Origin of the sequence: Sphingopyxis sp. NFH-91, from assembly GCF_021401285.1 — a bacterium.
Classification (GTDB): domain Bacteria; phylum Pseudomonadota; class Alphaproteobacteria; order Sphingomonadales; family Sphingomonadaceae; genus Sphingopyxis; species Sphingopyxis terrae_A.
Genome location: NZ_JACBGA010000006.1, coordinates 272,246 through 297,527 on the forward strand (window position 1 = coordinate 272,246; position 25,282 = coordinate 297,527).

Below are 25,282 nucleotides of genomic sequence, written 5' to 3' on the forward strand. Positions count from 1 at the left end.
ACCGCCTGTCCCCCGGGTGGCAAAAAGATAATCCGATCTGAATGCCGCCCCGACATTGGGGACGCCAAAATGGCCCAGGCAAGCGCATTTCCGGCCTTCGTATCGGTCGATTTCGACAACAGCAGAAACGGCTTTCGAGAGTTCCGCACGGCAGCAGCCGAGGCGGGCCGCGATGTTCGCCGGCAGTTCGAATACGACATGGGCGAGATCCAAAAGGTCATTGCCCGCGCGCTGACCGGTCCGGCCAATGCGGGCGGCGGCCTCAACTTCGATACGGCCGGAATGCGGCAGGCGGCGCAGCAAGCCGAGATCACCGCCCAGGCGACGCGCGAGGTTGCCCGAGCCCTCGAAGCCTCGGCGCGCGCCAATGACGACAACACCGCGTCCACACGCCGGCAGATACAGGCGGCTCAGGCGGCGGCCAACGAGGCCGAGCAGGAAGCGCGGGCGCTGAACGCCAAGGCGGCGACCTATGAGCGGGTGCAGGCCGAGATCAGCAGGGCAGGGACCCAGCTGCAGACATTCTCGGGCGCGAGCCGCACCGCGGCGGCATCACAGGGCGCATTGCGGCAGGCATCGATCGGTGCGGGCCAACAACTGCAGGATATCGCGATCAGCCTTTACAGCGGCCAGCGCGCCGGCGTCGTGTTCGCACAGCAGTTGCCGCAGCTTGCCTTCGCACTTAGCGCCCTGGAAGGCTCGACGAGCAAGACGCTCGGCACCGTCGGGCGGTTCGGCGCCTTCCTCTCGGGTCCATGGGGCCTGGCGGTCGGCCTGGGCGTCGGGGCCATCGCCACGCTCACCGCGGGTCTGTTCGACAATGCCGACGCTGCGGACACGGCCGAGGATGCCCACAAGGCCCTTGAGAGCCGCCTTTCCGAGATGTCGTCTTTCTTCGATCTCGCCACGGGCGCCGTGCTCCGGCAGAACCAGGCTCTCATCGCCAACGCCCGCCTGAAGCGCCTCGACGAGATCGACAGCCTCGCGCAGTCGCAGAAGGACCGGCAAGCCGAGATCAAGCGTCTTGTCACCTCAAGCGCGGAGGTTCGGTTCGAGAATGCCGGATCGATCGCCGACCCGCTCATTCGGTCGATCGGCCGCGACACGACGATCATCGACGCCATCTATAAGAACCGCACCGACCAGAAGGCGATCAGCGACGCGCTGCTCGAGATCGTGCGAGGCGGCGGCGAGAATGCCAAAGCCGCCCGCCGCATCCTCGACCTGCGTGGCGAGGGGATTTCCGCCAATCTCGATATTCGGAAGCTGTCCCTCGAAGACGAATCGCTGCGCACCGGCAAGCTGGCCGACGAGCTGCAAAAGCCCAAGAAGGCACCGCGGGCCCGGACGCCAAAGGGACGGAGCGCGGAGCAGGACTTGCGCGCCGCCCAGGCAATCGAGGATGCTTCCGACCGCGCCGCCGATGCTGTTGCCAACTTGCGCAGCCAGTTCGATGCCGCGCCCCGCGATATCGACCGGGCGGCGAAAGCCACGCGCCAGCTCGACGAGGAATTGAAGAAGCTCGATCGCCGCGCCGCGAGCGGCAAGCTCACCGACGCTGAAAAGGCGACGGACGCCGAGACGCGCCGACAGATCGAGGAAATCAAGGGCAAGCTCATCCCCGAGTTCCTGCAGCGCGGTTTCAATGAGCGCATCAAGGCCGGGAACGAAGAGCTCCAAATCCAGCGGAAATTGCTGCTCGGCCGCGACGAGGAAGCCGAAAAGCTCGCGCTCACCCACGACCTGATGCGGCAGTTCGGTGTCGATACGGAAGAGCAGTTGGCAACCGAGCTCAAGAGCCTCGGCATCACGAAGGAAAAGCTCGACCTTCTCTACCAGCAAGCCGAGCAGAACCGCGAGAATGAGCGCATCTTGGCGCGCATGGATCGGGCTGTTCGCACCGCGCCCGCGCAGATCAGGGAACTCGAACGGGCATATTCGGCTATCGAGCAATCGATCGCCCAATTGCCCAACGATGCCCGCGGCGCCCTCAAGGACTTCGCGGCGAGCATCCGGCAGCAGGTCAACGAAATCATCGCGCGCCGAATCGCCGACAATCTCTTCGGCGACTTGTTTGCCCGCCTCGAAGATCAGATCCGGGGGAAGAAGCCGATCGACGCGGCGACCGAAAGCTATGTCGCGTCGACGGTGAAGGCCACGACGGCCTTGCTCGACCTCACTGAAGCGATCAGTTCAACGGCTTCCGCCTTCCGCGGCGCCGCGAATGACAACTTCTCGCCGCTCGCCAAGCTGGCCGGCGGATCGAAGTTCGGCGCCGACGGCATGCCCTCGGGCGCCACCTTGTTCGGCAAGAACGCCGGCGCGAACTCCTATCTCGATGAGATAGTGGTGTATGCGAACAACCCGAAACAGACGAACGTCATCGACCAGCTCAAGCTACTCAACAAGACGACGCGCGATGGGCTGGGCATCGACTCCCCGATCAGCAAGGGCATTGGCGGCCTGCTCAAGAATGCGGCCGAGGGCGCCTTCATCGGGCAGACGGCATCGAGCCTCATCTTCGGCAACAAGGGGTCCGCAACCGGCTCGGCCATCGGTGGGGCATTGGGCAAGATCGCCGGCGAAGAGTTGGGCAAGGTGATCGGCGGAACGCTCGGCAAGTTCGCTGGCCCTGTCGGCGCCATTGCGGGCGGGCTGCTTGGCAGCGTCGTGGGCGGCCTCTTCAAAAAGACCCCCAAGGGATATTCTGTCATTACCGGCGGCGGTGAAGGCGGTTTCAACGTCACCGGCAACAAGGCTGGCGTGCGCAACGACCTCACCACGGCGAGCGGATCGGTGCAGCAGGGCTTGGCGCGCCTCGCCGAGATGCTTGGCGGCAATGTGGGCAACTTCCGCGTCTCGATCGGCGAGTATAAGGGCTGGTATCGGGTGTCCAGCTCGGGCAGCAGCGATGTTGGCTCGAAGAAATACCCCAAGCGGGCGGGGTCGGACCTGCTCTATGACGGCCAGGACGCCGAAGCGGCGGTTCGCGCGGCGATTGCCGACGCCATCCGCGACGGGGCGATCCTCGGCATCTCGCAGGCCCAGCAGCGCCTCATTGCGGCGAACAAGGATCTCGAAGTCGGCGTGCAGAAGGCGCTCGACTTCCAATCGGTGTTCGACCGCCTGAAGGAATATAAGGATCCGGTCGGCGCCGCGCTCGATACGCTCGACAAGGAGTTCAACCGGCTCAAGAAGATTTTTGCCGAAGCCGGGGCGAGCGCCGCGGACTATGCCAGCCTCGAAGAGCTTTACGGCATCGAGCGCGCGAAGGCGATAAAGGAGGCGTCGGATAAGGTCACGGCCAGCCTGCGCTCGCTCTATGACAACCTCACCATTGGCGACAGCGGCCGCAGCCTTCGCGACCGCCTCGCCGCCGCACAGACCGCCTATGACCCGCTCAAGGCCCGCGTGCTGGCCGGGGACAAGACGGCCTATGACGACTTCGCCAAGGCCGCTCAGGACCTGCTCGACATCCAGCGCCAGTTCAGCGGCTCGCAGACGCCCTATTTCAACCTGCTCGACGAGATCACGCGCATCACGAAGGAGCGCATCGACGCGGAGGCCAACATCGCATCGATCGCTCAGAACCGGGATTCGCCATTCTCGTCGACGGGGCAGGCGACGGGGGCCGGCGATAATGTCGCGGTCGTGGGGGCGATCCAGCAGCAGACGAATGACCTGCTCAATGGGTTCGCCTCGATCCTGGCGGCCGGCGGCGACCGCTATAACTTCGGCAATTTCCGGACCAGCGACTTCCGATGACCTTCAAAGTCCAGATCCGCATGCCGCCCCAATCGGCGTTCGACAATTTCGAGCGGCAATCGCGCGCGCGGCTTGAGGCGGCCGCGCTCAACGCGACGCAAATAGCTGCAGCGCGCGCGAAGGCGACGATCCGGCGCGAGATGGCATCGGCGGGCCTGGGGCGCATGGGCAATGCGGTGGGCAGCGGGAGCGACCTTGAGAAGCGGGGACAAGTCCGATCGTCCGGGGTCGGCTTCTCGGCCTCGGGCTGGGTGCATCTGCGCACGAAGAGCGAACGGACCGTGGGCGCGATCGAAAGCTACACCGCCGGCGCCACGATCACCCCGCGCAAAGGTCGCTGGCTCTGGATCGCAACAGATGACATCCCGAGCAAGGCGGGACGCAAGCGCATCACGCCGGAATCCTATAACCGGCTCGGGCTCGACAAGAAGATCGGGCCGCTCGTCATGGTTCGCAGCGTGAACGGCTGGCCGCTGCTCGTCGTGAAGAATGCGAGCGTCAGCGGCTCGGGCAAGGCTCGGTCGGCCAAATCGCGCAAGATCGGCGGCGGGCTTCGGAAAGGCCAGGTCGCCAAGGATTTTATCGTCGCCTTTGTCGGTATCCCGCGCACCTCTCGGCAGGCGCGAGTGGACGTGCCGGCGATCATGCGCGAGGTTCAGGCGATGTTGCCGGCCTTGGTCGCTGAGCAACTGCGGCGGAGCAAAGTTCAGCTATTGCGGGGGGAGCGGTTTGCCGGCGTGTAGCTGGTCGAATCTGTCGGCATTCGCCTCGTCCCTGCAAACCATGGACAGGAAGCAGTTTATCGGCAGGCCCGACCCAAACCCAATAACAGGGTCGATGCCCTAGGGGCGACTGCGGGTTTCCGGGCCTGCCGCTTCCGCGAGGAAGCCATCGTCGCCGGGCGGAGTAGGCGACGGCGATAGTTTGGGGTCGAACCTCTCATCCTTCTTCCAAAGGGCGAGCATCACGACTGCCAATTTGCGAGCAACTGCCGTTCGCGCTCTCATTCCTCCCCGCCGCTCTCGCACTCTTTCACCCCATAGTTTGATGCTTGAGACTGCGCTGTTGGATCGAAGATGGACTGCCGCAGCGTTGTTAAGATGCTGCCGAGTAAGGGTATTGCCCATCTTGCTTATCCGCAGCCGGGCAACGGTTGCGCCCGACTGACGAACACGTGGGACAAGGCCGAAATACGCGCCGACGTCGGCCGTGCGCTTAAAGCGAAACGGGTCTTCGATTGCGCTGAAGAAGGAGAGAGCTGTGATCGGCCCGACGCCCGGTATGGCCATAAACTTGCGGCATAGATCGCTTTCCTTCGCCAACGCCGTCAACCTTTTGTCAATCGCTTCCACATGATCCCTTATCTGGCCGCAGATTGCGAGCATGGGGTCTATCTCGGCGGATAGGTCGATCTTTTGCTCCCTGCGGAGTCGGACAACTTCCGCGCGGGCCGTGCGGCGCAATCCATCGCCGGAATAGCGCCGCTTCAGCTTTCCGCCATTTAAACGGAACAGCGATCCGATGGCCAACTCGCCCGCGACCCTCATCCTAACGAACCTTTGCCGCATCACGAGCATCGACCGGATATGTTGGCACTCGGCGCTCTTGACGTATACGTCTGAGAGCGCTCCCGGCCCGCTCCGCGCAACTTCGGCGATGCAGCGCGCGTCATTTTTATCCGTTTTGTTCCTCTTGATCCCGAGGAACGCGCTCACCTGCCGACATTCAAACACCGACACTGAGTATTTCATCTTCCGCAGCGCCCGGGTCAGTATGATGCTTGTCGATCCCGCCTCCATCCCGATGTTGGCGATATTGCTGCGTCGGTAGGGTCTTAGCACCTCATCCAATGCCTTGGCGGTTGAAGCGATGGTATCTTCGCGGACGGCCTCTCCTAGAGCGTTCAGAACGCAGATCGTCATTGTGTCGACCCCAACATCGAGGCCAACCCAAAGTTTCTTGCTCACAGATGCCTCCCTGCGGCTCCGCGCCACACTCCAAACAAGGTCATGGACTTATTCAAACTCTCGGCGTCGGAGCCACGCCGATCGATGGCGAAATGCAATTAAGCTTTGGTTGCCTTATCTGGTTGGGAGCGGGTCAGCCACGTTTGCTGTGACGTCGGTGACCGACGGTCAGTCGAATTCGGTGGCGCGGTTAGGTATGCCATTTGCTCTAATACCGGTGCGCGTATGCCGAAACCGAAGCGACAGGCTCGGCCGTTGAATTGGCAGGGCGCCGGATAGGTAATCGACCGGGTCAGCGTATGACAGACATCATTCCGGCTCGCACCCTTCCGGCCAAGGCTCATCGACCCCGAATTTCATCGGCGCATATCTCGGCGTGCATCGCGGGTCGGTCGGCGCATAGCCGGCGCGGCAGACGAAGCTGCTTTCATTGTCGATCTGCCGCAAGATGAGCGCGCTCAGTTCGCTGACGTTCCTGTCTTCGCGCATTTCCTCGATCGGATGCTTGCCCTTGCCATTCTTGCCCGAGCGCATCGTCTTGATCGCGACCGAAATGCAGATGTCGAGATAATCGCGGTCGACGCGGTGCATGTCAGTCCTCGACCAGGCCGGCGCGGATATTGCCTGCCTCAACCTGCAGCGCGCTGGCGCGGGTGCGCGCGTCGCCGTTGCCCGTCTTGCGGGCATAGGCCAGAAAGCGGTCGGCGCGGCGATCAAGATAATCAGCGATGCGCTTCGCCTCTGACGGGCCATTATGGCCGATTGTCGCTTCCCTTATCATGTCGCCGCCAGTTCAATTTATGATTCGTCTCTTGCCTCAATGTTCCACTGATGTTCTCATTTGGCAAGATGAGTCGAGAGCTAGTGAACCCCATCCGCGACCTGTTCGACGCGGCCGTGCGTCATAGGACGATCAAGGTGTCGTGCCGGTGCGGCAATGTCGGCATCTTTGACCCGCACGCGCTGTGGTGGCTGTTCGAGCGCCGCGGGTGGAACGACCGGCTCGGCGACGTCCAGCGCCGCATGCGGTGCCTGCAATGCTATGTCGCCAAGCGAAAGCGGACGCCCGCAGCGATCGAGCTGAGCAACGAGAACCACACGCGGCAACTGCCGATGCCCGATATCAGCGAGTGGAAGCGGCAGCTTCGACGGCGGCGGTAGCGATAGGGTTACATGTTGAGGCGAGCTTCGACATCTTGAAGGCGCAGCTCAAGTTCGTCGACCTTGTCCTTTAACTCCTGCACCGATTCATCCTCAGAAACGGCAGCGCTTGCTGCATCACCGGCGATATCCCCAATCTCGTCCCGCTCAGCATCAGAGAAGGAGCCCCCACTGCACCCAGCTAATGCCAGCGCCAGAAGCATTGTGATGTTCTTCATGGTTTCCCCCAGTTGACACCCCATCATTCCAACGCATCATGCATTTAATGTGCAACCTGTACACGAACAAAAGCACCGTTGCGGAGATGGCCGATCTCTTCCGCGCCAAGGCCCCGCACGGCTTCAACGTGCCCGCCGACGTCTATCCGGGCTACCCCGGCCTGGTCGTTCGCGAGGATGCGGGCGAACTCGTCATCGAACAGATGAATTGGGGTTTCCCGGTGCGCCTGAAGGGCATGAAGCCGACGAGCAAGCCGAAGCCCGTCAACAACGCCCGCGACGACAAGCTGCTCACCGGCTTCTGGAAGCACTGGTTCGTTACGCCGGCGCAGCGCTGCCTCATTCCCTTCACCGCCTTTGCTGAGGCTGAGGGCGAAAAGGGCAAGATGACGCGCACATGGATCAGCGTCGCCGATCAGCCGCTCGCCGCGTGGGCGGGCCTATGGCGCCCGACCGACGAGTGGGGCAACGCCTACACCGGCGTCATGGTCGATGCGACCGAAGAGCTGTGGGACATCCACGATCGCATGCCGGTGATCCTGCACCCCGACGATCACGACGCATGGCTCAACGCGTCGGGAGAAGAGGCCATGGCACTGGTGCGCAAATACCCCGCCGACCGCCTGACGGTCGAGCGCACCGCGGATCCGTGGTTCAAGAAAAAGGGCGCATAAAAGCAGATCAACGGCGGCGGGCTTGCGCCGCCCCCTCTCTTTCTTCGGAGGACGATAAGGGAAACAAATGAATGCCGCAGAGAGAGCAGTAATCTAAAGACTCGCCGATATCCCGCGATTTGATTAATTCCGATCGGATGAGCGGACTTACAATCTTTATTGACGAAGGCGGTGACTCGGGGGTTCGAGACGGTCTCAGATTCCACCATACGCGGCACGAATGGTTTTCAGTGGGCGCCTACGTTGTACGTTCTGACACCGCAGACCTGACCGTTCAGGTACGCGACGACCTGATGGCCGCGGCGAACGTCACTCAGACACCGGACCTTCACTATTATAAATTGAAGCCTGATCGCCGCCAGCAGGTGTGCGCCCTTCTCGGTAAGAAATCTGCGAGGGCCTTTTGTCTGCTCTCTCACAAGACCAATGTGAGAAACTATTACAATGCGAAGCTCGGAAAATTTGACGCACAGAGATTCTTTAACTGGTGCAGCCGCCTTCTCATTGAGAGGATCATGGAGTTCGCCGAGCATGACGCAAAACAGCGAGGCGTGCCCATCGCGCCGGCGACCTTCATATTCTCAGAGAACAAGGGCCACGACTATGACCACATGCGCGCCTATTTTGAGAATCTGAATTTTCAGAACCGGCACTCTAAAATGCACCTCAAGCCCAAGCGATGGATATCAGATTTCCTGGATGTCGACCGGGTCGCGTCACAACCCCATCATTCTCTTGCCGGCTTGCAACTCGCTGATGTGATCGCCAGCGCCTTTTTGCAGGGCGCAAATTCTAACGCCAAAAATCACGACATCGGTCCTGCGACGAGCCTGCGAGGTATTATGGGCAAAGACGCAGCGGGAAGAATAGCCAATTGCGGTTTGACGCTGTGGCCATTGCCGAGCCAAGGACCGATCCCAGAAGACGCACGTTCCATGTTTGAAGCGTTCGGCTATGGGTTTTGACGGCAGGCCCCGGACTCCTTTTCGATCAAGGGCGATTAGGTTGCCACAACAAGGGCAGCCGTCCCCTAAGCGTGAGCGGGCCATTAAGAGCAAACTCTGGAGCTAGGCCCGGCGCATCCTGCCGCGAGCCACAATACAAAAATTGTTAAGTGGATTCAAAGGATTATTTGAATCCCATTTCAATGGCTTAGCGTTGGAAGATCTAGGCAGGCACGTCGGAAGTTTCTTCCGGACCTTCTTCGGCGCTCTTCATTTGCTCGTCGAGCAAGCGCGACAGCATCGCGTGAAGGATGCTGAGGTCCAATTCGCCTGTCGACAACGAGGCGTCGGCGGCCTGCAACGCCGCCACATATTCTGGACGGTTCTCTACTAGTCGTTCTGGCAGAACCTTCTTGCCGGGCAGCCACCCGCCAGATTTCAGACATAGCACAAAATACGCAGCCACCCGCGCCGTTCGCCCATTTCCGTTTACGAACGGATGTATATGATTCAACCGCCAAAGAACGTACGTCGCGAGGGTGACCCCATCATGCAGTTCCCACGAGCGATTCACGAGGTTGGTGAACATCTGCATCATCGCCGGCACCTGGAAATGCGGCGGAGGATGGAATGCACCATCGCCCGTTCCAACCTGAACGGGGCACGGTCGAAACTCTCCTGGGCTTACATGCAAGCACGATATGGCGTGGTAGTTCAGCGCCTTGATGACCTCGATCGATAACATCGGCTGCTCAATTTGCAGCGACGCCTCAACGACGGACTGGAGAAAGCTATACTGTCGATCGAGATTTTCGACCGCTAGTTTCTGGTAAACAGGATGTTGCTCGCTGTGAACCAGCTCAAAGAGGAACATGCAGGCTTAGGACCTGCCCTCCAAGGCATCTAGGTTCTTGAGCGCGTCCGCGACCTCATGCCGCGTAAGGGCGCTGCCTTTCGGCAAATTGCCATATACGAATGACAGACGCTGCTCGCGACGCTCTTCAACCGAAACACCGCGCCGAGCGGCCGCCTGTAGTCTACCGAGAAGGCCGGCATCAGTTTTCAAATCCGTGGGCATCGTCGCACGCCTTTCCGTCCACTGAGCAACGCGCAATGGCTTACGAAGTTTCCGTTAATGAATCGGAGCCCGCCGTCGCCATTTTTCGTGAGTCATTTAAATGCTCTCGTTACGGAACATATAGGTCGCGATTTCCGATAATCGCAAGTGACATTACGCTACGCGTGCAAAATATGGGGGTTACAGCGCTCCATTTTTCGGTCGGCAAAAAGCCATTCGCTTCGCCGCGCATATCCAAGCCTCTCTGGGAGAGTGGCGCCATCTCGAGCGCCGGCGGAATTAATGGCGCACCGTTCTTTGCCTCGCCGCCCCTGAGAAGCTCGCAGCGGATCTCGCCAGTTTGTTTTATGCGACATCGAGACGGAATGGCAGCCCGGGGGATTGTAGGAAATGCCGCGCAGATCCTATTGCGTTTAATCAGTTTGCTTGGACGCAGCGATATTCACGTTCGCTGTTCGCCTGTTTGAGGCCCGCAATGGCCTTTTGGCATTCATCGAAGTCACCATTGTAGCCAAAGATCAGGCCGGTCCGCTCCCATTCTCCGAGCATGTTCCGCATTTCGATCCACTGGTCCGGGTCGCTTCCGACACGCGCATCCTTGATATAATTCGCCAGCCCCTCCGATGCGGGCGCGTCGTCCTTGGTCGCGCATCCACAAGCGAGTAAGGCGAGAGCTAGCACTGAGATATTACGCAACATCATTGCAGACCACCTCCCGTCACCTGAAAGGTGCAGCACAATCGACGCCACCGCAACCGCTGGGCATTAGGAATTGGTCAATCCGGACACGATAGTTCGAGGTCGCGTCGTGGCCTGCTCATGTAAAGCGCCCCTGATCGCTTCGGCATGAGGGATGCTCCCCAACCGTAAGGCGGGAGAGGGGCGGGCCACGCGCACCCACAAGCAACAGCCAAATCTAAAATCGAACCAGCCAATCAATCGGGCAAGACTGATCGATAGTTCCTATCAGTCTGCTAGTCGGCGCCGGGCTGCTTCAGCTTCAGCCAATCGGTCGACCTTGCGCGGACATAGGGCGCATCAGCGCGCTTCGCCATCACGCCCTCGTGCCCGGCCGCCCATGCCGCACGAGCGGCCGCCTCGACCTCAGCAGCATCGCGCGCCCATGTGTGGCCGACCAGCTCGACCGGATCGACGCCATGCGCCGCCCCGCGGCTGCCTTCGCGCCACTCCCAGGCCGAGCCGTCCGGGGCAGTGGCCTCGATCGCCCGGGCTAGGGCGGCCTTCCGCTCGACCAGCGGCATGTCACACTGTCCTTGCTGCCAGTCCGAGAGGGGCACGGCATCGAAAGCATGGAACACCCCGGCGTCACCTGAGCGCCAGCCGCGGTCGTAGTGCGCCTTGGTGGCAGCGAGGGTGCCGTCGACGACGATTTCGCCGTCGATCATCCAGCGACCGCCCATGGCCGCTTCGACCTCGAGCAGCCGCGCGAGAATATGGCCGGTGCCGGGCATCGGCATGCCGTTACGGGTCCACAAACCGGGATGACGATCGAGGCCGGGGAAAAAGCAGCAGCGAAATCCATCATGCTTGCGCTCGACCAGTGCGCCGGCAGGGCCCGGCATGACACCGGCCCAGCGACCGGCCAGCATACAAAGCTCGCTCGGCCGATGCCGGCGTATGGCCGCGGGCATGTTCATGGCGTCGCGCGCAGCCCGAAACGGCGCTCGGCTTCTTCACGGGCAGCGACGGCTGCGGGGAACTCAACGAACTCGCCAAGCTCGAAACGCTCGCCGGCGACCTGGACACGCGCGCGCCATCTCTTCGCCCGTCGGTGCCAATGCACGCCGACCCGCCCACTGCGGTTGTTCGCCCGTCTCGTCGGTGCCGTCTTCATGTCGCGAGGATGATTCATGTCGCGACGAAAGGCAACGAAAAACGGCGGAAATCGGGGAAAAATCGCGGGTCCTACCTGGGCGATTTCGAAAGGGGATGCGCTTGAAGACCGCTTTTTTGGCATCAGGGTCGGGTTTCGGAGCGTAGCTGAGTTTGAAGTGCCACCCTGTCGCGGCGCGGGATAAAGCAATTTGCCGTTGATCGCACCTTTCCGTGGTTCGGGTGATAGCCCTGCTCGACCTCGGCGGCCTTTCGCGCGGCGGCGGCGCCGTCAAAGGTGGGAAAGGTGCCCAGGCATCGCGATTTGCCGTCGCGCTTGATGAAAGCCTGCCACCGCTCCATGCGCCGGTTCCAGACGACGCCAGCGGCGCCGCTCGTGTTCCGCTTCGACAGCTTGGCGTTGAGATGGCAGGTCCGGTGATCGACATCACGCAGGTTCGCGATGCGATTGTCGCGGTGATCGCTGTTGCGGTGGCTGCATTTCTTGCTCGGCCACTTGCCGTAATATAGGGCCCAAGCGACGCGGTGGGCCTTGAGATACCGGCCCTTCACAGGCCCTTGATGGTAGCCATAGCCATCGATCCCGATCATGGCGGGCTTACCGGCGTATTGGCCATTCCAGCACGCGCACGTCCGGCGCCGAGCCTGTTCAGTGGCGCCGGCGAACATGTCCGGGGTTCTCGCGAGCCAATGCAAGGCGCCCGTGTCGGGATCATACGTCAACAGGCGTCGAAGTTCATCTATCGTAGGGAGCGGATGAGGCATTTGCCGATCTCCTATTTGCCACAAAAAAGGCCGACCCCGATGTCGGAGCCGGCTAGTTTGCCTGCGTGAATGCCGCCCCGTTTGGCGCGCAGGGGTCCGCGATTGATGAATGGCGGCCGACCCAGAATGCCGGATCTGTCGGCCGCCGATCGGGTCGAAACGAAACGGTCCGATCATCCCGCCAAAGCCGAACTCGTCAGCCTGAGCGGAGAATCCGTTATACAGCCGCTTCTCGGCGGGCTCCTTCGACTGCCGCCGCAATCAAGTTTGCAGTCGTCATATCGACGGCCTCGGGCAGGTTCGGCACGCTGGTGACCGCATAAACCCGATGAGCCGACGTCCGCCCTTGCAGGCTGGCAACTAGGGCAACGACGTCTGCGGGTACTTCCGCCAGTCCATGGGGCATCAGGCGGCTGTTTCGGACTGCCGCGTCCAAGATGGCACCGTAAGCATCCGCTTCTGATCGGCCCCCGAACCCGCTTGCCCCAGAGACTGCGCGCGCGATGGCGTAGTGCTTCGCGATCACTTCGAGCGCAGCGCTGACTTCCTCGCGGCCGTGGTCAAGCAGTGGCTGGAAGGCGGGAACGATCTTCGAGCGCTCGACGGCTTCGACCGAGCGGATGGCCGCATGTGCCTCGCGCTCCCGGACGCTCAAATTCTGCAGGCCCGCGGCGAGCGCGGCGCTTTCCTCCTCGAGCATTTCCTTGTTGAACGAACCGCGCGTGGCATCCGTTGTCGTCTCACCCCGGATCAGGGCGGCAGCGACCTGGTCACCTCGGGGATCCGCGGCATCGCGCAGCTCCGCGCCGATGGCGTTCCGGCGATCGGTCGCAACTTGACGCGCGCCGGCGATGTCGCGCAAATCCTGCTGAAGCTTCGCGTGACGCTCGGCTTCGGCCGTGAGGTCGAGTTCGGCGAGGTTGCGAGCGACGGCGGCGATGATAGCGGTCTTCATGCGACAATTCCTTCATTGTGAGCCGCAAATGCGCGGTCCCAGACGGCGTCGGCATCCGCTTGTGCGTTGCGTGCATCGTCGGCGGCGAACTGGGCTTCGTATTGTTCTATGGTCATTCCGCGGCTCTTTGCGATCTCGTGGCGAACCGCGATCCGCGCCGCTTCGCACGGATCCGGGCGCGGCGAGTTCTTCAGCATCTTAACGATCTGCTCTCCGGAAAGGCTCTCGAAGTACTGGTCAGCCAAAAGCTGCAAGGCTGCGTCTGCGCTGAACTTCAGATCGGGGTCATCGGACACTGCTGCTGCCAGGACCTTCACGCGATGATCGACCGCCGAGCGGCCCAACACTATAGGTTTCGCGGGGCGGAATGCCTTCGCCATACCGGCCCGCTGAGGCGGCGAAAGAGCGGAGATCAAGACTGCAGGTGCGATATCGCAAACAGCCTTCCTACGCCCGAACGTGGAAATAACTGATATTTCAGGCATTGTGTCCTCCGTGCTCAGGAATGCCGATGCGTCTTTGCGTATGCGCGCTCCCAGACGAGATCCGCTTTGGTCTTCGCAGCTTGGGGGGCGACGGCAGCGGTGGCCTGACGCCCGCCGTCGATCGATGCTCTAGCTCTTGCCCAGACCGCATCTGCCTTGGCGGCACGCTCTTTAGCCATCGAAGCCCGATACGCCGCAGGATCCAGACCCTTCAGACATCTCACGACCCCATCGCCACTAAGCGATTTCAACTCGGGGTCGTCGAGCATGTGCAATGCGATATCTTGGTACCCCGCGAGCTTTGGGTCGGTGCGCAACGCGAGCGCCACAGTTTCTGCCCGACCGAGCTTGTTTGCTGGCGGCTGCGTTGCTGCGGTGGCCTCCACGCGCGCTGGCGCTGGCTCTTGTGCGACAACCTTAGCTGTGGATGCCGTAGGAGAGGCGGTCCGGGCGCCAGATCCCTTGGTGCAGCCGAGCCGACCATCGAATTTCGCGCCCCGCGCTGCAGCGCGAAGGCGCTCAGCCTCGATATTGCCCGACGCCCGAGCGGCCGCGGCGGCCTTTGCGAGCGCGGCTTGTAGTCCTTTGAAACGAGGAGCCTGCGTATCCACAATTAATTCCTTTCGTGATGTGCGCCGCCGAGCCTAGCCGGCAGCCTGATTTTCGTTCCCGCTGCAGCGGCAGCTTGATTGCCGCGTCGCCACAGTTCATCGACCGCTGCGATGATCTCCTCGCGGCTCGATCGACCAAACTCGGCCACGAAGCCGGCATCTGTGAAAAATGGTCGGATGTGATCGTTGCGAGCGATCCAGTTCGCCATGCGCCAAGCCAGTTGCGAAGGGCTTTGCTCGACGTTGGCGCGGGGCTTTGGGCCGACCGACGGCCGCTCGATAAGGGTTTCATAGCGATACAGGCCGGCCTTGACCGGATCGGGCAGCGATCCCGTGAAAATCCTCTGCGCACTCTGGGCTTGTGCGGATACTCGCAGTGCCGCGATCACAGGATGCCCGCCCTTGCTGCGTCGAGCGCCGCGGCGGCGAGTTTCAGCGCTGCCGTCTCGCGGTCGCGCTCGCGGTTGCGGCCTTCGAGGAGTCGGGCGGCGGCGATGATTTCAATCGGCGCACTGTTGGCGAAGCGCCGCTGATATTCACTATGCGCCCAGACCGGCTTCACGTCGCAATGCTGTTCGGCCCACAGGGCTAAGTCGACCGCGCGCTGCAGTGATTTTGCGGACATGGCGCAGTACACGATCAGGCCCCGACCAGCCGGCGCAGCGCGCTCGCCGGGATCACCGTCCGACGGCCGACTTTCGTTGCCGGGATCTCGCCGCGAGCGATCTTTTCATAAAGGTTGCTCTTCGAGATAGAGGTGGCCGCGACGGCTTCCTGGATCGAGTAAGCGAGCTTTTCGGGCGCGTTGTGCTGCATGGTTCCTCGTCCGCTGTTGGACACGGACGGAAACTGAACCGCTGAAAAATCCCCGCCAAATACTTTCGCGGGATATAGGTTTTGTGCGGGTTTTAGGCCAATGAGGGCCGATTATTGACCTCTCGGGGATTTTTTCGGGCGCCCCCTTGAGCGCCCATGGTGATGTTGCCACGCGGGCAGGAAGTCATCATCGCGCTTGCCGGCCCGGCTTCCGAAGTGCGCCTGATAGGCTTGCCAAGCGGTCTTGCCGTTGGAGCCTGGCCATTCTCCGATCCATGCTGCGGTCTCGGCCGGCGTTATCTTTGTGCCCGGCGCTCGAGCAGAAATAGCGCGCAGCAGGGCATCGAGGCTGGTAGTATCGATAAACACAGTTCGCCACGCCTCTTGCTCGAAATCATCGCCGCCTGTCCCGCGGTTCCATACTAGGTCTTCACCGCTGATCATCCGTCGATATCTCGCCCCGATGGCCTTGGGGCTTGAGAGGACGCGCCACATCATGCGCCGCACCGGGCGGCGGTCGGGGCTTTCGGAATATTGCTGTCCCACGGTGATCGATTGAAACGCGGTGGCGACCAATTGCCCGCGCAGACCGGCGGCCGCCAACGTGCCGAGCCAGTCGACTTCGCCCACGCCGGCAGCGGACAGGAGCGCCAGGGTTTCGGACAGCCGAATTTGCCCTGGTTCGTTCACGCCGCCGCGCTGGCGTTCGCCGGTCATCCCGCCCCCCCTCCGCAAAGCGCAAGAATGCGCCCTTGCTCAAGTATGGCAATCAATAGCTCGGACCGGGAAATATGGGCAAAGGTGTCGCGAAACTCGCGAGAGACAGCGTCTCCGCCGTGCGCAAGAAGCCAATCCCGAGCTGGTCGCCAATGTTCGGGGCAACCGTTTAGCCTCGCCCGCACCGCGAGAAGTTCGGAAAGGTCGGCAACTGGTGCGGCGTAGTGGGCAACCATGCGGTCAACCTGTTGCCCGACCTCGATGCGGTCGGCAGTCGACATATCGGGCCACCGCTGGGGGAATTCGTCGCTCAGGGTCCCCGCGGTCCACGGCAATTCGGTAAAGGCCCATTCGGCGGCTTCGCGGATTTGCTCGCGCCGCCGCCGCGCCTCGCCGATGTCGGCGACGGTCATGCCGCTACCTGCGCGCCGAGGCCGGGATGATTTCGGATATCGCGAACCCGCAACGGCAGGCTCTCGACCCAATCGACGTAGCGCTCGATCCGTTGGGCTTTGGACGCGGGCGGGGCCCCGATCAAAACGCGGCCGCGGGTCATCAACTGCGCCCTTCGGCTTCGAGCTCGGCGGCTTCCTGCCGCTCAGCCGTCGCGATGGTGCGCAAAGCCAATCCCATACGCGACTTCTGCGCGGGCGACATGTGCTCGCAGGCGGCGAGTAATTCGGCGGTCGACCAGTTCGGGTCATAGCCTATCGTCGCGACAAGGGCCTTCGCGTCGGCGAGCGACATTTCGATTGCTGAATGCACCGTCATTTTCAATCTCCTTTGCTACACCTCGTCAGGTGCGCACCACCGCGCACCACTCCACCCCTCCCCCTAAAGGGGGAGGGGGTGGTGGTGCAGGTGTTGCACGCACCGTTGCACCATTGCGCACCACCATGATTTTCGAGGTGGTGCAGCGTCATGCGCGATGTCCCGGAATCACGAACTTGCGAACCTGCCGACTGGCATCTTTCCGCTCGTCGATCCGAAGCGCGCCCGCCTCAAGCCACCTGCCGATCACGGCCTTGATTTTTGCTTTTGCGGGTCCCGCGGAAGCATCGATTTCGAGGACCTCTGCCACCGCCTTGCCGACCCAATTTTCGGCGGTGTGATACTCGCGCCAGTCGCCAGTCGAGATCCTTTCCTGAACCGCGCGCAAATGGTCGATCGTCACGTCATCAAACGGATCGGGCAGGGACCACGGAACCATGACACCCACGTTGTCGCCCGGCTTCCCATTGCCGAGGTCAACGCCGGTCAGCTCGAACCAGTCGGCTGCCTCTGCCGGCGCTCGATTTGCTTTATCGTCACCTATACGGACATAGCGGCGCCGGTCATCTGCCGCGATCCCCAGCCGCTTCGCCTCGTCGTCGGTCATCCGGTTGAGCACGATCGCCGAGCGGGCAGCGTTGACGAGGGCGGACGCGCCGCGAGAACTCGCAGCGGTGACTTCGGCGGAGCCGTTTTTCGAGGCGTGATGCACGAGGACGATCGAGCAATTCGCATCTCGGGCAACTCGAGCCCAAGCCTTGGCGATGCGATCGATCCGCGCATTGTCGTTCTCGTCGATCTCGTGCGAGCTGACGAACGGATCGAGGAACAGCGCGTCTATGGTCCGGGCCCGAATCTCGCGCGTCAGCTGCCGAAATACCGGGTCGAATAGCTGGAATTGACCGTCGCGCACGGTTGCGGTGCAGATTGATCGCCCGTCCAAGCCGCTGTCGACGAACAGGCCGTCGAGCTCGCTCGGCGCGATTTTGTGGTGCTTGGCCGCGGCCTGGATAGAGCGCGCCATTTCGTCGCCGTCGTCCTCGAGGTTCCATGACCAAACGCGCGCTCGCCCGCCCCAAACTGTCTTTCCGAGCAGTGGTCGGCCGGTGACGAGCGACAGGGCGGCAGAAGTGAGAAAGGTCGATTTTCCAACACCGCCGGGAGCGATCACGCACGACATCGTGCCACGCAGGAGCCAGCGGCCGAGCAGCCAGTCTCGGGTCGGCAAGGTGTCGGGTTCGCGCCACGCATAGGGCGTTGCGCCTATCGTTCCGACTGCGCTTACCTGGGGCGGCGTGGGGTCGCCGATCGGGCTGGCGAAGTCGCGCAGCATCGCGATGCGCTCATCGTGCCATTCAATCAGCCGTCGACGCTCGGCCGCCTCGATGATTTGTTGCGCAAGATCGCGTGCGCCAATTATTCCCGCGCCACTACCGGTCAGCTGAGCGAGATAGCCAACGCCACCGACAGCAGCCATCGCTGGGTCATTCTCGAACAACGGCTTGAGCGTCACGGGCGTGGCGACGATGCCGCGAGCAATTTGCTCGGAGGCAACTGCATAGATCCGGCTGTGGAGCGGCTCGAAGAAGTGATCGGTGGTCAACGCGGGTGGCAGCTTCGCCACGACTGAATTTTCACATAGGATCGCGCCGAGCAATGCGGCCTCGGCTTCGATATTGGCGGGCGGCTTCGGCACCTCGCGGCCGAGCGATTGGTAGTTCATGGCTACTCGGCGGGGTCGCGGAGGTCGAAAAGCGGGAGGTGTCGCGCGTCCGCCTGCGTGCTGGCCCAGGCGAGGGCGATGCCGCCGTCATCGAACCAGCGCCTTTCAGCGCGCTGCCCGCGGCGTCCGCGAATTGTGACGGCGGTCATTGTGGTGCCGGCGATATCGTGCTCGTCGATCAGGACGCCGTACCAGTCGCCATCGCGCGGGGCAGGGAGGTCGAGGGCCCGCATTATTCCGTCTCGCCGAGCAGAAAGGCGCGGGCGGCATCGGCGGGGATAAGGCGCCGCCCGCCGACCATTCGCGTTTTCAGGCGATCGGCGTTAATGTGGCTGTAGACTGTCGTTTTTCCGAGCCCGGAAATCTTGCAGAATTCCGCGATCGTGTAAGTGAGCTTCTGGAGAAGTACTGCATCGGTTGCCATTGGGCTGCCTCGTTTCAAATTGAACGTGGCGATGGCTTATGATGTGTGGTTGCCGAAAAAACGGGACAGGCGTTTACAGTTCACCCACGCGCGTTTCGTGGTCGGCCAGGCCCTTTCGGCAGACCACCAAATACTAGCTCCTCCGCGTCCACTTCAAACGCGATTAGGGTATCCCAATCGATTCCCACGAAACGCTCGCCCCGCATCTTTTTTCGGAGCCGCCGCAACGACTTTCGGACCGTCTCTTCAGGATCAACGCTGGCTACGTCCGTCGCAATCGCAGCGGCGCGAAGCGCTGCAGTCATTCGAGAATCCTGTTCGCCGCTCGCCGAGAATCGCACAGACTGGTTGTAAGCAAGCGTTGTGGCGATGGCCCGAACTTCCGCGTCGCTGACCAGCCTTCGTGGCCAGGCATGGCGCAGGATATCGCGGACACGAGATTGCGAATCCTTGCGCGCAACCTCCTCTGACTTTCCAGCCGCAAGTTCTAGCGCTTCAAATAATGAGAGGTAAAATTCGGTGACGGCGTTTTGAACCGGCACAAGCCTATCCAGCCCTTGCTCGTTGGACATAGACGCGATTGCCCGATCGAACTTCTGTCCTGCGGTGCGAATGCGGGAGATGACCTCACAATGAAGCAGACCGTTGGATTGCGTCTTTTCCGCAGTCATCTTCCGCCTCCCAAGCGGTCCCGAGAATGCAGGGGAAGCGTGCGGGAAACACGCTTGTCGGCTGGCCGGCCTATCCCCTGTCACCTACTTAAACGAGATTCGGCCTCGTCCCAAATTTTTCAGCACGCGGCCGTTTTGGCATCATGGTGGCTGCAGTCTGCGTCACGGTCAGACCGTGCGCCCTAACCGCGCCATGTCGGCGATGATCGCGTCGGTAAGCTCAGCGTCCCAAGCCGGAACGCTTCGCCCTTCATCCGCGAGCGCCCCGGTGACCTTTGGGCCGAACAACTTGTCGAGTTTCCAGCGAACGGCCTTGTAATCGGGCGCAGGCGCCAGCAGCAGCGCAGCCTGAGCTTCAGAGAGACGGCGGCCCGCTTCGCCCCATTCGTCATCCAGCGCCGAAAGGTCGTGCCGCTGCTCCGCCTCGGCGAGCAGGCGCCGAAATTCGCGAACCTTGTCGAGCTCGGCGATGCGCTCGGGGTCGCGGTCCACGCGTTCCCATCGCGTGACGCCCTTCGCGGCGAGGATTTTGCGCTGCAGCTCGTCGAGATCGTCCGAATGGAGCAGGCGGCGCCGGGTAGCCTCGCATAGACCCGGGAACGATCCGAAGATCAATCCAAGGTCGATATCCGGCTCGGCCGGCTTGCCAGCTTCGTACGCTGCCCATGCGGCGTCAAATCGGGCGTTAACTTCGTCATCGGCCGTCTTGGCAGCTTCATAGGCAGCCATCAGGCTTTGCCAGGCGGTCAAGGAGTTGGCAGCGGGTCGCGCCGGCGCTGTTATGGTGACGCTGCTCATGCTGCCGCCCTCCGCTCGTGCCGTTCGGCGAAGAACGCTGCCACGATGTCTCCCATTTCCCGAAAATGGCGATCGTGAATCTCGTGGCCGGTCAACAGTAGCATCCAGCAATTCTGCAACTCGGCGTCGCGCCGATCGCCGGGAGCCATCCCGATTGCTTGCTCGAGCTTTTCCTCAATGGTTTCGAGAAGGGTGCCTTGGCGCTCGTGGGCGGCGAGCAACTGCTCGAGGCGCTCAAGCGGCGTATTGCTTGCCGCTTCTGCGAAGGCGAGTGGCGCTCGCGGGTTGCCAGCGGCGATCTCGGTGTTAACGGTCCTCATAGTCGAATCCTCCTTTCAGGATTGTGGCTAGGGCCGGTTGGAAAGGTCGTAGCTTCCGACCGGCCCGTTCTTCATCGGGCATCGCCCGGTGAGGTTGTCATCCGGCCTCTCGGTCGGGAAATTTCACAATGTCAGCGCCCTTGCGCAATTGATCGAGATAGTCGCTCCACCACTGGGCCATTTCGACCCGCTCTTTCCAATGCGCGCCGCGGTGATATGCGGCGCGCACCTTGTCGCGATCACCATGGGCGAGGGCTCGCTCGATCGCGTCCGGCGAGAATGCCCCGCTTTCATTGAGCAGCGTCGATGCCATGGCGCGGAAGCCATGCGCGGTCATCTCGTCTGTCGAATATCCGAGCCGGCGCAACGCTGCGTTGATGGTGTTTTCGCTCATTGGCCGCGCTCGGGTCCGAACACCCGGAAACACGAAGCCCTGCGGCCCGCTGATCTCGTGGAGCTCGCGAAAGAGCGCGATGGCTTGTGTCGATAGCGGAACGTGATGCGGCTTTCGCATTTTCATGCGCTCGGCCGGTATCTCCCAGACCGCCGCATCAAGATCGATCTCGGACCAGCTGGCTTGCCGCAATTCGCCAGGTCGAACGAAAACATGGGGCGCAATTTGAAGCGCAAGCTTTGTGATCCCGAGCCCTTCGTAACCGTCGATCGCGCGAAGCAGCTCGCCGGCGCCTTTCGGATCGGTGATTGCGCCATAATGTGTAACCTTGGGCGAGGTCAGTGCGCCGCGGAGGTCCCGCGTCGGATCCGAACGAAGGCGTGCGGTTGCCACCGCATAGCGGAAAACCAGCCCTGCCAGCTGAAGCGTGCGACGTGCGCTTTCCAGATTGCCGCGCTTTTCGATCTTACGAACGGCGGCGAGAATATCGGCTGGCTCGATCTCGGCGATTGGCAGTTTCCCGATTGAACCGCGCAGCTGGGACAGCAGATATTCCGACCGCTTGGCCGTGGCCGGCGACCAGCCGTTTTCGCCGTCCTTCTTACGCTTGGCGCAATATTCGTCCGAAATGGCCTGAAAGGTGTTTCCCGCATCGAGCGTGGCGCGAACTTTCTCACGCTGCTTTTCGCGCGAAGGGTCTTTGCCTGAGGCAATCAACGCGCGGGCCTCGTCGCGTCGGCGGCGAGCTTCGGATAGACCGATGTCGGGATAGGTCCCGAGCCCGAGCTTTTTCTCCCGGCCTTCGATGCGATATTTCAGGCGCCACAGGCGGCCGCCAGTCGGCTGCACGAGAAGAAACAGGCCAAGCGTGTCGCCCATTTTATAGGGCTTCTCTCGCGGCTTCGCGTTTCGAATTGCAATGTCCGTTAAGGGCATACCGGCGAGCCTCTCGCAAATGGCCCCCAAGTGAGGGGCCACGAAATTGCCGATCCGATGATGGCCCCAGAAGTGGCCCCCTCGATAATCCGATTGCATCTGAACGACCGCGAACGGATTTGACCGACCAATCACGGATTACCGCGAAAAATCGGGGTCTGTAAAGTCCATTTCGAACTGATTGGGGCAAAATCTTGGAGCGGGTAGCGGGAATCGAACCCGCCTAGCTAGCTTGGAAGGCTAGAGCATTACCACTATGCTATACCCGCTTCGCCAAGGTGCGCGCGATTGCCAGTTTGGGGCGGGGTCGTCAAGCGGAACGCGCAGCGGTGATTGAGAACATCGTGGCAACATGCTAGGAATCGGCGTGTGAGCGAGACCGGCGACAGTGAAGCGGACGGCGGCGAGGCGCCGGTTCGCAAAATCATCCATGTCGACATGGACGCCTTTTACGCCTCGGTCGAGCAGCGCGATGATCCGGCGCTGCGCGGCAAGCCCGTCGCGGTCGGCGGATCTTCGCGGCGCGGGGTGGTCGCCGCCGCATCCTATGAAGCGCGCAAATTCGGCGTCCGGTCGGCGATGCCGAGCATCACCGCGAAGCGCCAGTGTCCCGAGCTGATTTTCGTGCCGCCGCGGTTCGACGCCTATCGCGCGATATCGCATCAGATCCGCGCAATCTTTCACGACTACGCCGACGATGTCGAACCATTGTCGCTCGACGAAGCCTATCTCGACGTGACGCGCGACAAGGCGGAACTGGGCAGCGCGACGGCGACCGCGCGGCTGATCCGGGAACGCATCCGCGCCGAAACCGGCCTGACCGCGTCGGCCGGCGTGTCGTACAACAAGTTCATCGCCAAGCTGGCATCGGATCAGAACAAGCCCGACGGGATGACGGTGATTCCGCCGGGGAAAGGCGCGACGTTCGTCCAGACGCTGTCGATCCGGCGGTTTCATGGCATCGGCCCCGTGGCCGCCGCGAAGATGGAGGGGCTCGGCATCTTTTCGGGCGCCGATCTGGCGGCGCAGGACCGCGCGTGGCTGGCGGCGCATTTCGGCAATAGCGCCGAATGGCTCTATAACCTGGCGCGCGGGGTGGACCATCGCCGCGTCCGGTCGAACCGGCCGCTCAAGTCCCTCGGCGGCGAGCGGACCTTCTTCAACGATCTGGTCAGCGACACCGAAATTCGCGAGGCGCTCGCCCATGTCTGCACCGTGGTATGGGACCGGGCGGCGAAGAAGCGCGCGCGCGGGCGGACGGTGACGCTGAAGCTGCGCTATGCCGACTTCCGCACGATCACGCGCGCAAAGTCGGTGGCAGCGCCGATCGCCGACGGGGCGGCGTTGCTCGCGGCGGGGGAGGCGATCCTTGCCCCCTTGCTGCCGGTCGAGCAGGGGATCCGGCTGCTCGGCGTGACGCTGAGCAAGTTCGAGGGCGAGGAAGAGGAGAGCGACGCGGCCGCTGCGCCCGCAGATTTGCTGAGCCTGCTCTGATGTAGGTCGCCCCAGCCTTCGCGGGGGCGGCGAGATTATTGGGCCGGTGCGAACACCCGTTCCTTGGTCGCGGTGAAGCGGATTGACGGGTTGCGCTGCGTCACATAGCCGACTTCCCACGCATCCTTGGCCATGAAGACCGGCGCGCCGTCACGGTCGGTGGCGGCGGCGCCGCGATTGTCGGCCTGGAACTGCTTGAGCGCGGCGGCGTCATCGCTGGCGATCCAGCGCGCGGTATCCCACGGGCTGGCCTCGAGCTTTGCCTCGACCTTATACTCGGCCTCGAGCCGACTGATCAGCACGTCGAGCTGGAGCTGGCCGACGACGCCCACGATCATGTTGGCCCCGATCTCCGGATAGAAGACCTGGATGATCCCTTCTTCGGCCATGTCGTCGAGCGCCTTGCGGAGCTGTTTGGTCTTGGTCGGATCGACGAGCGCGACGCGGCGTAGGATTTCGGGGGCGAAGTTCGGCAGGCCGGTGATCATCACGTCGCTGCGTTCGGAGAGGGTGTCGCCGACGCGCAGCGTTCCGTGGTTGGGGATGCCGATGATGTCGCCGGGCCAGGCTTCTTCGGCCATTTCGCGGTCCTGCGCGAGGAAAAGCATCGGGCGGCTGATCGCGATCGCCTTGCCGGTGCCGCCCTGCGTCAGTCGCATCCCGCGCTCGAACTTGCCCGAACACAGGCGCATGAAGGCGATGCGGTCGCGGTGCGCGGGGTTCATATTCGCCTGTACCTTAAAGACGAAGCCGGTGACGGCATCGTCGTCGGGGCGTACCGGCGCGGGTTCGGCAGGCTGCGGCTGCGGTCCCGGCGCATGCGCCGCGAGCCCGGCGAGCAGATCGACGACGCCGAATTCCTTGAGCGCGGAGCCGAAATAGACGGGGGTGAGGTCGCCGTTCCGATAGGCGTCAACGTCGAAGGACGCATAGCCCGCGGAGGCGAGCTCGATTTCTTCGTTGAACTGATCGAGCGCACGCGAATCGACCGCCGCCGCCAGCTTCGGATCGTCATGGCCGGTGAGCGCGATCCGTTCGCCCTCGAACGCCCGCGAGGCTTCCTTGCCGGGGACCGCGAGCGACGGTTCGACCAGATCATAGAGGCCCGAGAAGGTGCCGCCCATCCCGACCGGCCAGTTCATCGGACAGACGTCGAGCGCCAGCCGGTCGGCGACCTCGTCGAGCAGTTCGAAGGGCGACTGGCCTTCGCGGTCGACCTTGTTGATGAAGGTGATGATCGGCACCGAGCGCAGGCGGCACACCTCGAACAGCTTGAGCGTCTGCGGTTCGATCCCCTTGGCGGCGTCGATCACCATCACCGCGCTATCGACCGCGGTGAGCGTGCGATAGGTGTCCTCGCTGAAATCCTCGTGCCCCGGCGTGTCGAGCAGGTTGAAGACAAGGCCCTGATGTTCGAAGGTCATCACCGACGAGGTCACCGAAATGCCGCGCTGCTGTTCGATCTTCATCCAGTCGGAGCGGGCGCGCCGCGCCTGTCCGCGTGCCTTGACCTCGCCCGCCATATGGATGGCGCCGCCCGCAACGAGCAGCTTTTCGGTCAGCGTCGTCTTGCCCGCGTCGGGGTGCGAGATGATGGCGAAGGTGCGGCGGTCTGGGTGGTTCTGGGACATGGCGCCGGGCGCCTAGCAGGTGGCGGCGTCAGTGGAAAGGGCTGACGCAGCATCGTGTCTTCCCGCAGCGGCGGCGCAGCGGCCCCGCTCGTCGCGTTCGGGAATGACGA

Annotated in this window: 33 protein-coding genes and 1 tRNA gene; 6 read left to right on the top strand and 28 right to left on the bottom strand. The window is 62.4% G+C overall.

The features are described from left to right. The first annotated feature begins 69 nt into the window (after positions 1–69). A complete protein-coding gene (locus L0963_RS14725; protein ID WP_234180291.1) occupies positions 70–3,765 on the top strand; it encodes a hypothetical protein in 3,696 nt (1,231 codons plus the stop codon). After that, complete coding sequence (locus L0963_RS14730) at positions 3,762–4,508, top strand: hypothetical protein (RefSeq protein ID WP_234180293.1); 747 nt, start codon at positions 3,762–3,764, stop codon at positions 4,506–4,508. Before L0963_RS14725 ends, L0963_RS14730 begins: the two co-directional genes overlap by 4 nt. Before the next feature lie 99 nt (positions 4,509–4,607). On the opposite strand, the gene L0963_RS14735 is transcribed toward L0963_RS14730, so the two are convergent. From L0963_RS14735 to L0963_RS14745, 3 genes are all read right to left on the bottom strand, one after another. Then, positions 4,608–5,732 (bottom strand): IS110 family transposase, encoded by a 1,125-nt coding sequence (locus tag L0963_RS14735; protein WP_234180295.1) that lies wholly within the window; start codon positions 5,730–5,732, stop codon positions 4,608–4,610. A gap of 309 nt (positions 5,733–6,041) precedes the next feature. Beyond that, on the bottom strand, positions 6,042–6,323 hold the full coding sequence (locus L0963_RS14740; RefSeq protein WP_234180297.1) for a hypothetical protein: 282 nt from the start codon (positions 6,321–6,323) through the stop codon (positions 6,042–6,044). Between the two features lies 1 nt (position 6,324). Continuing rightward, positions 6,325–6,513 (bottom strand): hypothetical protein, encoded by a 189-nt coding sequence (locus tag L0963_RS14745; RefSeq protein ID WP_234180300.1) that lies wholly within the window; start codon positions 6,511–6,513, stop codon positions 6,325–6,327. Between the two features lie 68 nt (positions 6,514–6,581). Here L0963_RS14745 and L0963_RS14750 point away from each other — a divergent pair, with 68 nt between their 5' ends. Further along, complete coding sequence (locus L0963_RS14750; RefSeq protein WP_156416813.1) at positions 6,582–6,893, top strand: hypothetical protein; 312 nt, start codon at positions 6,582–6,584, stop codon at positions 6,891–6,893. An 8-nt stretch (positions 6,894–6,901) separates the two neighbouring features. On the opposite strand, the gene L0963_RS14755 is transcribed toward L0963_RS14750, so the two are convergent. Beyond that, complete coding sequence (locus tag L0963_RS14755) at positions 6,902–7,111, bottom strand: hypothetical protein (RefSeq protein WP_234180301.1); 210 nt, start codon at positions 7,109–7,111, stop codon at positions 6,902–6,904. A 47-nt stretch (positions 7,112–7,158) separates the two neighbouring features. On the opposite strand from L0963_RS14755, the gene L0963_RS14760 reads away from it, so the two are divergent. Further along, entirely contained in the window at positions 7,159–7,785 is a 627-nt protein-coding gene (locus L0963_RS14760) for an SOS response-associated peptidase (RefSeq protein WP_234180304.1), read from the top strand. A 137-nt stretch (positions 7,786–7,922) separates the two neighbouring features. After that, positions 7,923–8,750, top strand: coding sequence for a DUF3800 domain-containing protein (locus L0963_RS14765; RefSeq protein WP_234180306.1), 828 nt, complete (start codon positions 7,923–7,925; stop codon positions 8,748–8,750). A gap of 202 nt (positions 8,751–8,952) precedes the next feature. Here L0963_RS14765 and L0963_RS14770 read toward each other — a convergent pair whose 3' ends face one another. The 23 genes from L0963_RS14770 to L0963_RS14880 all read right to left on the bottom strand — a co-directional run bounded on the left by L0963_RS14770 (position 8,953) and on the right by L0963_RS14880 (position 22,316). Beyond that, entirely contained in the window at positions 8,953–9,603 is a 651-nt protein-coding gene (locus L0963_RS14770) for a Fic family protein (RefSeq protein ID WP_234180308.1), read from the bottom strand. A 621-nt stretch (positions 9,604–10,224) separates the two neighbouring features. After that, positions 10,225–10,506, bottom strand: coding sequence for a hypothetical protein (locus L0963_RS14775; RefSeq protein WP_234180309.1), 282 nt, complete (start codon positions 10,504–10,506; stop codon positions 10,225–10,227). Positions 10,507–10,781: 275 nt separating this feature from the next. Beyond that, on the bottom strand, positions 10,782–11,417 hold the full coding sequence (locus tag L0963_RS14780) for an ATP-dependent DNA ligase (RefSeq protein WP_234180311.1): 636 nt from the start codon (positions 11,415–11,417) through the stop codon (positions 10,782–10,784). 44 nt (positions 11,418–11,461) lie between these two features. After that, positions 11,462–11,662, bottom strand: a complete 201-nt coding sequence (locus tag L0963_RS14785) for a hypothetical protein (RefSeq protein WP_234180313.1) — start codon at positions 11,660–11,662, stop codon at positions 11,462–11,464. A 122-nt stretch (positions 11,663–11,784) separates the two neighbouring features. Beyond that, positions 11,785–12,252: an HNH endonuclease gene (locus L0963_RS14790; RefSeq protein WP_234180315.1), complete on the bottom strand. Its 468-nt coding sequence runs from the start codon at positions 12,250–12,252 to the stop codon at positions 11,785–11,787. A gap of 391 nt (positions 12,253–12,643) precedes the next feature. Beyond that, a complete protein-coding gene (locus L0963_RS14795; protein ID WP_234180316.1) occupies positions 12,644–13,381 on the bottom strand; it encodes a hypothetical protein in 738 nt (245 codons plus the stop codon). Continuing rightward, a complete protein-coding gene (locus L0963_RS14800; RefSeq protein WP_234180318.1) occupies positions 13,378–13,761 on the bottom strand; it encodes a hypothetical protein in 384 nt (127 codons plus the stop codon). Before L0963_RS14800 ends, L0963_RS14795 begins: the two co-directional genes overlap by 4 nt. A gap of 119 nt (positions 13,762–13,880) precedes the next feature. Next, positions 13,881–14,477 (bottom strand): hypothetical protein, encoded by a 597-nt coding sequence (locus L0963_RS14805; protein ID WP_234180320.1) that lies wholly within the window; start codon positions 14,475–14,477, stop codon positions 13,881–13,883. A 2-nt stretch (positions 14,478–14,479) separates the two neighbouring features. Next, positions 14,480–14,866, bottom strand: coding sequence for a hypothetical protein (locus L0963_RS14810; RefSeq protein ID WP_234180322.1), 387 nt, complete (start codon positions 14,864–14,866; stop codon positions 14,480–14,482). Further along, complete coding sequence (locus tag L0963_RS14815; RefSeq protein WP_234180324.1) at positions 14,863–15,114, bottom strand: hypothetical protein; 252 nt, start codon at positions 15,112–15,114, stop codon at positions 14,863–14,865. The genes L0963_RS14810 and L0963_RS14815 overlap by 4 nt, the downstream gene beginning before the upstream one ends. Positions 15,115–15,116: 2 nt before the next feature. Then, positions 15,117–15,293 carry a helix-turn-helix domain-containing protein gene (locus L0963_RS14820; protein WP_234180326.1) on the bottom strand — a complete coding sequence of 59 codons (177 nt, stop codon included), beginning with the start codon at positions 15,291–15,293 and terminating at the stop codon, positions 15,117–15,119. Between the two features lie 111 nt (positions 15,294–15,404). Continuing rightward, on the bottom strand, positions 15,405–16,010 hold the full coding sequence (locus L0963_RS14825; RefSeq protein WP_234180328.1) for a hypothetical protein: 606 nt from the start codon (positions 16,008–16,010) through the stop codon (positions 15,405–15,407). After that, positions 16,007–16,423: a hypothetical protein gene (locus L0963_RS14830; RefSeq protein ID WP_234180329.1), complete on the bottom strand. Its 417-nt coding sequence runs from the start codon at positions 16,421–16,423 to the stop codon at positions 16,007–16,009. The genes L0963_RS14825 and L0963_RS14830 overlap by 4 nt, the downstream gene beginning before the upstream one ends. Next, on the bottom strand, positions 16,420–16,566 hold the full coding sequence (locus L0963_RS14835; RefSeq protein ID WP_234180331.1) for a hypothetical protein: 147 nt from the start codon (positions 16,564–16,566) through the stop codon (positions 16,420–16,422). The genes L0963_RS14830 and L0963_RS14835 overlap by 4 nt, the downstream gene beginning before the upstream one ends. Beyond that, the gene (locus L0963_RS14840; RefSeq protein WP_234180333.1) at positions 16,566–16,781 is read right to left on the bottom strand and encodes a hypothetical protein; all 216 of its coding nucleotides are present in this window, start codon (positions 16,779–16,781) and stop codon (positions 16,566–16,568) included. The genes L0963_RS14835 and L0963_RS14840 overlap by 1 nt, the downstream gene beginning before the upstream one ends. Positions 16,782–16,929: 148 nt before the next feature. Then, positions 16,930–18,504 (bottom strand): AAA family ATPase, encoded by a 1,575-nt coding sequence (locus L0963_RS14845; RefSeq protein ID WP_234180335.1) that lies wholly within the window; start codon positions 18,502–18,504, stop codon positions 16,930–16,932. A 2-nt stretch (positions 18,505–18,506) separates the two neighbouring features. Next, on the bottom strand, positions 18,507–18,737 hold the full coding sequence (locus L0963_RS14850) for a hypothetical protein (RefSeq protein WP_234180337.1): 231 nt from the start codon (positions 18,735–18,737) through the stop codon (positions 18,507–18,509). Continuing rightward, positions 18,737–18,928, bottom strand: a complete 192-nt coding sequence (locus tag L0963_RS14855) for a helix-turn-helix domain-containing protein (protein ID WP_234180339.1) — start codon at positions 18,926–18,928, stop codon at positions 18,737–18,739. Before L0963_RS14855 ends, L0963_RS14850 begins: the two co-directional genes overlap by 1 nt. Positions 18,929–19,008: 80 nt before the next feature. After that, positions 19,009–19,599 (bottom strand): hypothetical protein, encoded by a 591-nt coding sequence (locus L0963_RS14860; RefSeq protein WP_234180341.1) that lies wholly within the window; start codon positions 19,597–19,599, stop codon positions 19,009–19,011. A gap of 168 nt (positions 19,600–19,767) precedes the next feature. Beyond that, a complete protein-coding gene (locus L0963_RS14865) occupies positions 19,768–20,397 on the bottom strand; it encodes a hypothetical protein (protein WP_234180343.1) in 630 nt (209 codons plus the stop codon). Continuing rightward, positions 20,394–20,717 (bottom strand): hypothetical protein, encoded by a 324-nt coding sequence (locus L0963_RS14870; protein WP_234180345.1) that lies wholly within the window; start codon positions 20,715–20,717, stop codon positions 20,394–20,396. The genes L0963_RS14865 and L0963_RS14870 overlap by 4 nt, the downstream gene beginning before the upstream one ends. Before the next feature lie 97 nt (positions 20,718–20,814). Beyond that, positions 20,815–22,047 (bottom strand): tyrosine-type recombinase/integrase, encoded by a 1,233-nt coding sequence (locus tag L0963_RS14875; RefSeq protein ID WP_234180362.1) that lies wholly within the window; start codon positions 22,045–22,047, stop codon positions 20,815–20,817. A 195-nt stretch (positions 22,048–22,242) separates the two neighbouring features. Further along, positions 22,243–22,316, bottom strand: a tRNA-Gly gene (locus L0963_RS14880). A gap of 100 nt (positions 22,317–22,416) precedes the next feature. On the opposite strand from L0963_RS14880, the gene dinB reads away from it, so the two are divergent. Next, entirely contained in the window at positions 22,417–23,541 is a 1,125-nt protein-coding gene (gene dinB / locus L0963_RS14885; RefSeq protein WP_234180347.1) for a DNA polymerase IV, read from the top strand. Between the two features lie 35 nt (positions 23,542–23,576). Here the strand turns inward: dinB and L0963_RS14890 are convergent, their stop codons facing one another. Continuing rightward, positions 23,577–25,172, bottom strand: a complete 1,596-nt coding sequence (locus L0963_RS14890) for a peptide chain release factor 3 (protein WP_062764671.1) — start codon at positions 25,170–25,172, stop codon at positions 23,577–23,579. Positions 25,173–25,282 lie beyond the last annotated feature (110 nt).

What these genes read in the sequence shown, in the direction of transcription:
- L0963_RS14725 (WP_234180291.1), top strand. Translation starts at nt 70, where the DNA reads ATGGCCCAGGCAAGCGCATTTCCGGCCTTCGTATCGGTCGATTTCGAC.
- L0963_RS14730 (WP_234180293.1), top strand. Translation starts at nt 3,762, where the DNA reads ATGACCTTCAAAGTCCAGATCCGCATGCCGCCCCAATCGGCGTTCGAC.
- L0963_RS14740 (WP_234180297.1), bottom strand. Translation starts at nt 6,323, where the DNA reads ATGCACCGCGTCGACCGCGATTATCTCGACATCTGCATTTCGGTCGCG.
- L0963_RS14745 (WP_234180300.1), bottom strand. Translation starts at nt 6,513, where the DNA reads ATGATAAGGGAAGCGACAATCGGCCATAATGGCCCGTCAGAGGCGAAG.
- L0963_RS14750 (WP_156416813.1), top strand. Translation starts at nt 6,582, where the DNA reads ATGAGTCGAGAGCTAGTGAACCCCATCCGCGACCTGTTCGACGCGGCC.
- L0963_RS14755 (WP_234180301.1), bottom strand. Translation starts at nt 7,111, where the DNA reads ATGAAGAACATCACAATGCTTCTGGCGCTGGCATTAGCTGGGTGCAGT.
- L0963_RS14760 (WP_234180304.1), top strand. Translation starts at nt 7,159, where the DNA reads ATGTGCAACCTGTACACGAACAAAAGCACCGTTGCGGAGATGGCCGAT.
- L0963_RS14765 (WP_234180306.1), top strand. Translation starts at nt 7,923, where the DNA reads ATGAGCGGACTTACAATCTTTATTGACGAAGGCGGTGACTCGGGGGTT.
- L0963_RS14770 (WP_234180308.1), bottom strand. Translation starts at nt 9,603, where the DNA reads ATGTTCCTCTTTGAGCTGGTTCACAGCGAGCAACATCCTGTTTACCAG.
- L0963_RS14775 (WP_234180309.1), bottom strand. Translation starts at nt 10,506, where the DNA reads ATGTTGCGTAATATCTCAGTGCTAGCTCTCGCCTTACTCGCTTGTGGA.
- L0963_RS14780 (WP_234180311.1), bottom strand. Translation starts at nt 11,417, where the DNA reads ATGCTGGCCGGTCGCTGGGCCGGTGTCATGCCGGGCCCTGCCGGCGCA.
- L0963_RS14785 (WP_234180313.1), bottom strand. Translation starts at nt 11,662, where the DNA reads ATGAAGACGGCACCGACGAGACGGGCGAACAACCGCAGTGGGCGGGTC.
- L0963_RS14790 (WP_234180315.1), bottom strand. Translation starts at nt 12,252, where the DNA reads ATGATCGGGATCGATGGCTATGGCTACCATCAAGGGCCTGTGAAGGGC.
- L0963_RS14795 (WP_234180316.1), bottom strand. Translation starts at nt 13,381, where the DNA reads ATGAAGACCGCTATCATCGCCGCCGTCGCTCGCAACCTCGCCGAACTC.
- L0963_RS14800 (WP_234180318.1), bottom strand. Translation starts at nt 13,761, where the DNA reads ATGGCGAAGGCATTCCGCCCCGCGAAACCTATAGTGTTGGGCCGCTCG.
- L0963_RS14820 (WP_234180326.1), bottom strand. Translation starts at nt 15,293, where the DNA reads ATGCAGCACAACGCGCCCGAAAAGCTCGCTTACTCGATCCAGGAAGCC.
- L0963_RS14825 (WP_234180328.1), bottom strand. Translation starts at nt 16,010, where the DNA reads ATGACCGGCGAACGCCAGCGCGGCGGCGTGAACGAACCAGGGCAAATT.
- L0963_RS14830 (WP_234180329.1), bottom strand. Translation starts at nt 16,423, where the DNA reads ATGACCGTCGCCGACATCGGCGAGGCGCGGCGGCGGCGCGAGCAAATC.
- L0963_RS14835 (WP_234180331.1), bottom strand. Translation starts at nt 16,566, where the DNA reads ATGACCCGCGGCCGCGTTTTGATCGGGGCCCCGCCCGCGTCCAAAGCC.
- L0963_RS14840 (WP_234180333.1), bottom strand. Translation starts at nt 16,781, where the DNA reads ATGACGGTGCATTCAGCAATCGAAATGTCGCTCGCCGACGCGAAGGCC.
- L0963_RS14845 (WP_234180335.1), bottom strand. Translation starts at nt 18,504, where the DNA reads ATGAACTACCAATCGCTCGGCCGCGAGGTGCCGAAGCCGCCCGCCAAT.
- L0963_RS14850 (WP_234180337.1), bottom strand. Translation starts at nt 18,737, where the DNA reads ATGCGGGCCCTCGACCTCCCTGCCCCGCGCGATGGCGACTGGTACGGC.
- L0963_RS14855 (WP_234180339.1), bottom strand. Translation starts at nt 18,928, where the DNA reads ATGGCAACCGATGCAGTACTTCTCCAGAAGCTCACTTACACGATCGCG.
- L0963_RS14860 (WP_234180341.1), bottom strand. Translation starts at nt 19,599, where the DNA reads ATGACTGCGGAAAAGACGCAATCCAACGGTCTGCTTCATTGTGAGGTC.
- L0963_RS14865 (WP_234180343.1), bottom strand. Translation starts at nt 20,397, where the DNA reads ATGAGCAGCGTCACCATAACAGCGCCGGCGCGACCCGCTGCCAACTCC.
- L0963_RS14870 (WP_234180345.1), bottom strand. Translation starts at nt 20,717, where the DNA reads ATGAGGACCGTTAACACCGAGATCGCCGCTGGCAACCCGCGAGCGCCA.
- L0963_RS14875 (WP_234180362.1), bottom strand. Translation starts at nt 22,047, where the DNA reads ATGCCCTTAACGGACATTGCAATTCGAAACGCGAAGCCGCGAGAGAAG.
- L0963_RS14890 (WP_062764671.1), bottom strand. Translation starts at nt 25,172, where the DNA reads ATGTCCCAGAACCACCCAGACCGCCGCACCTTCGCCATCATCTCGCAC.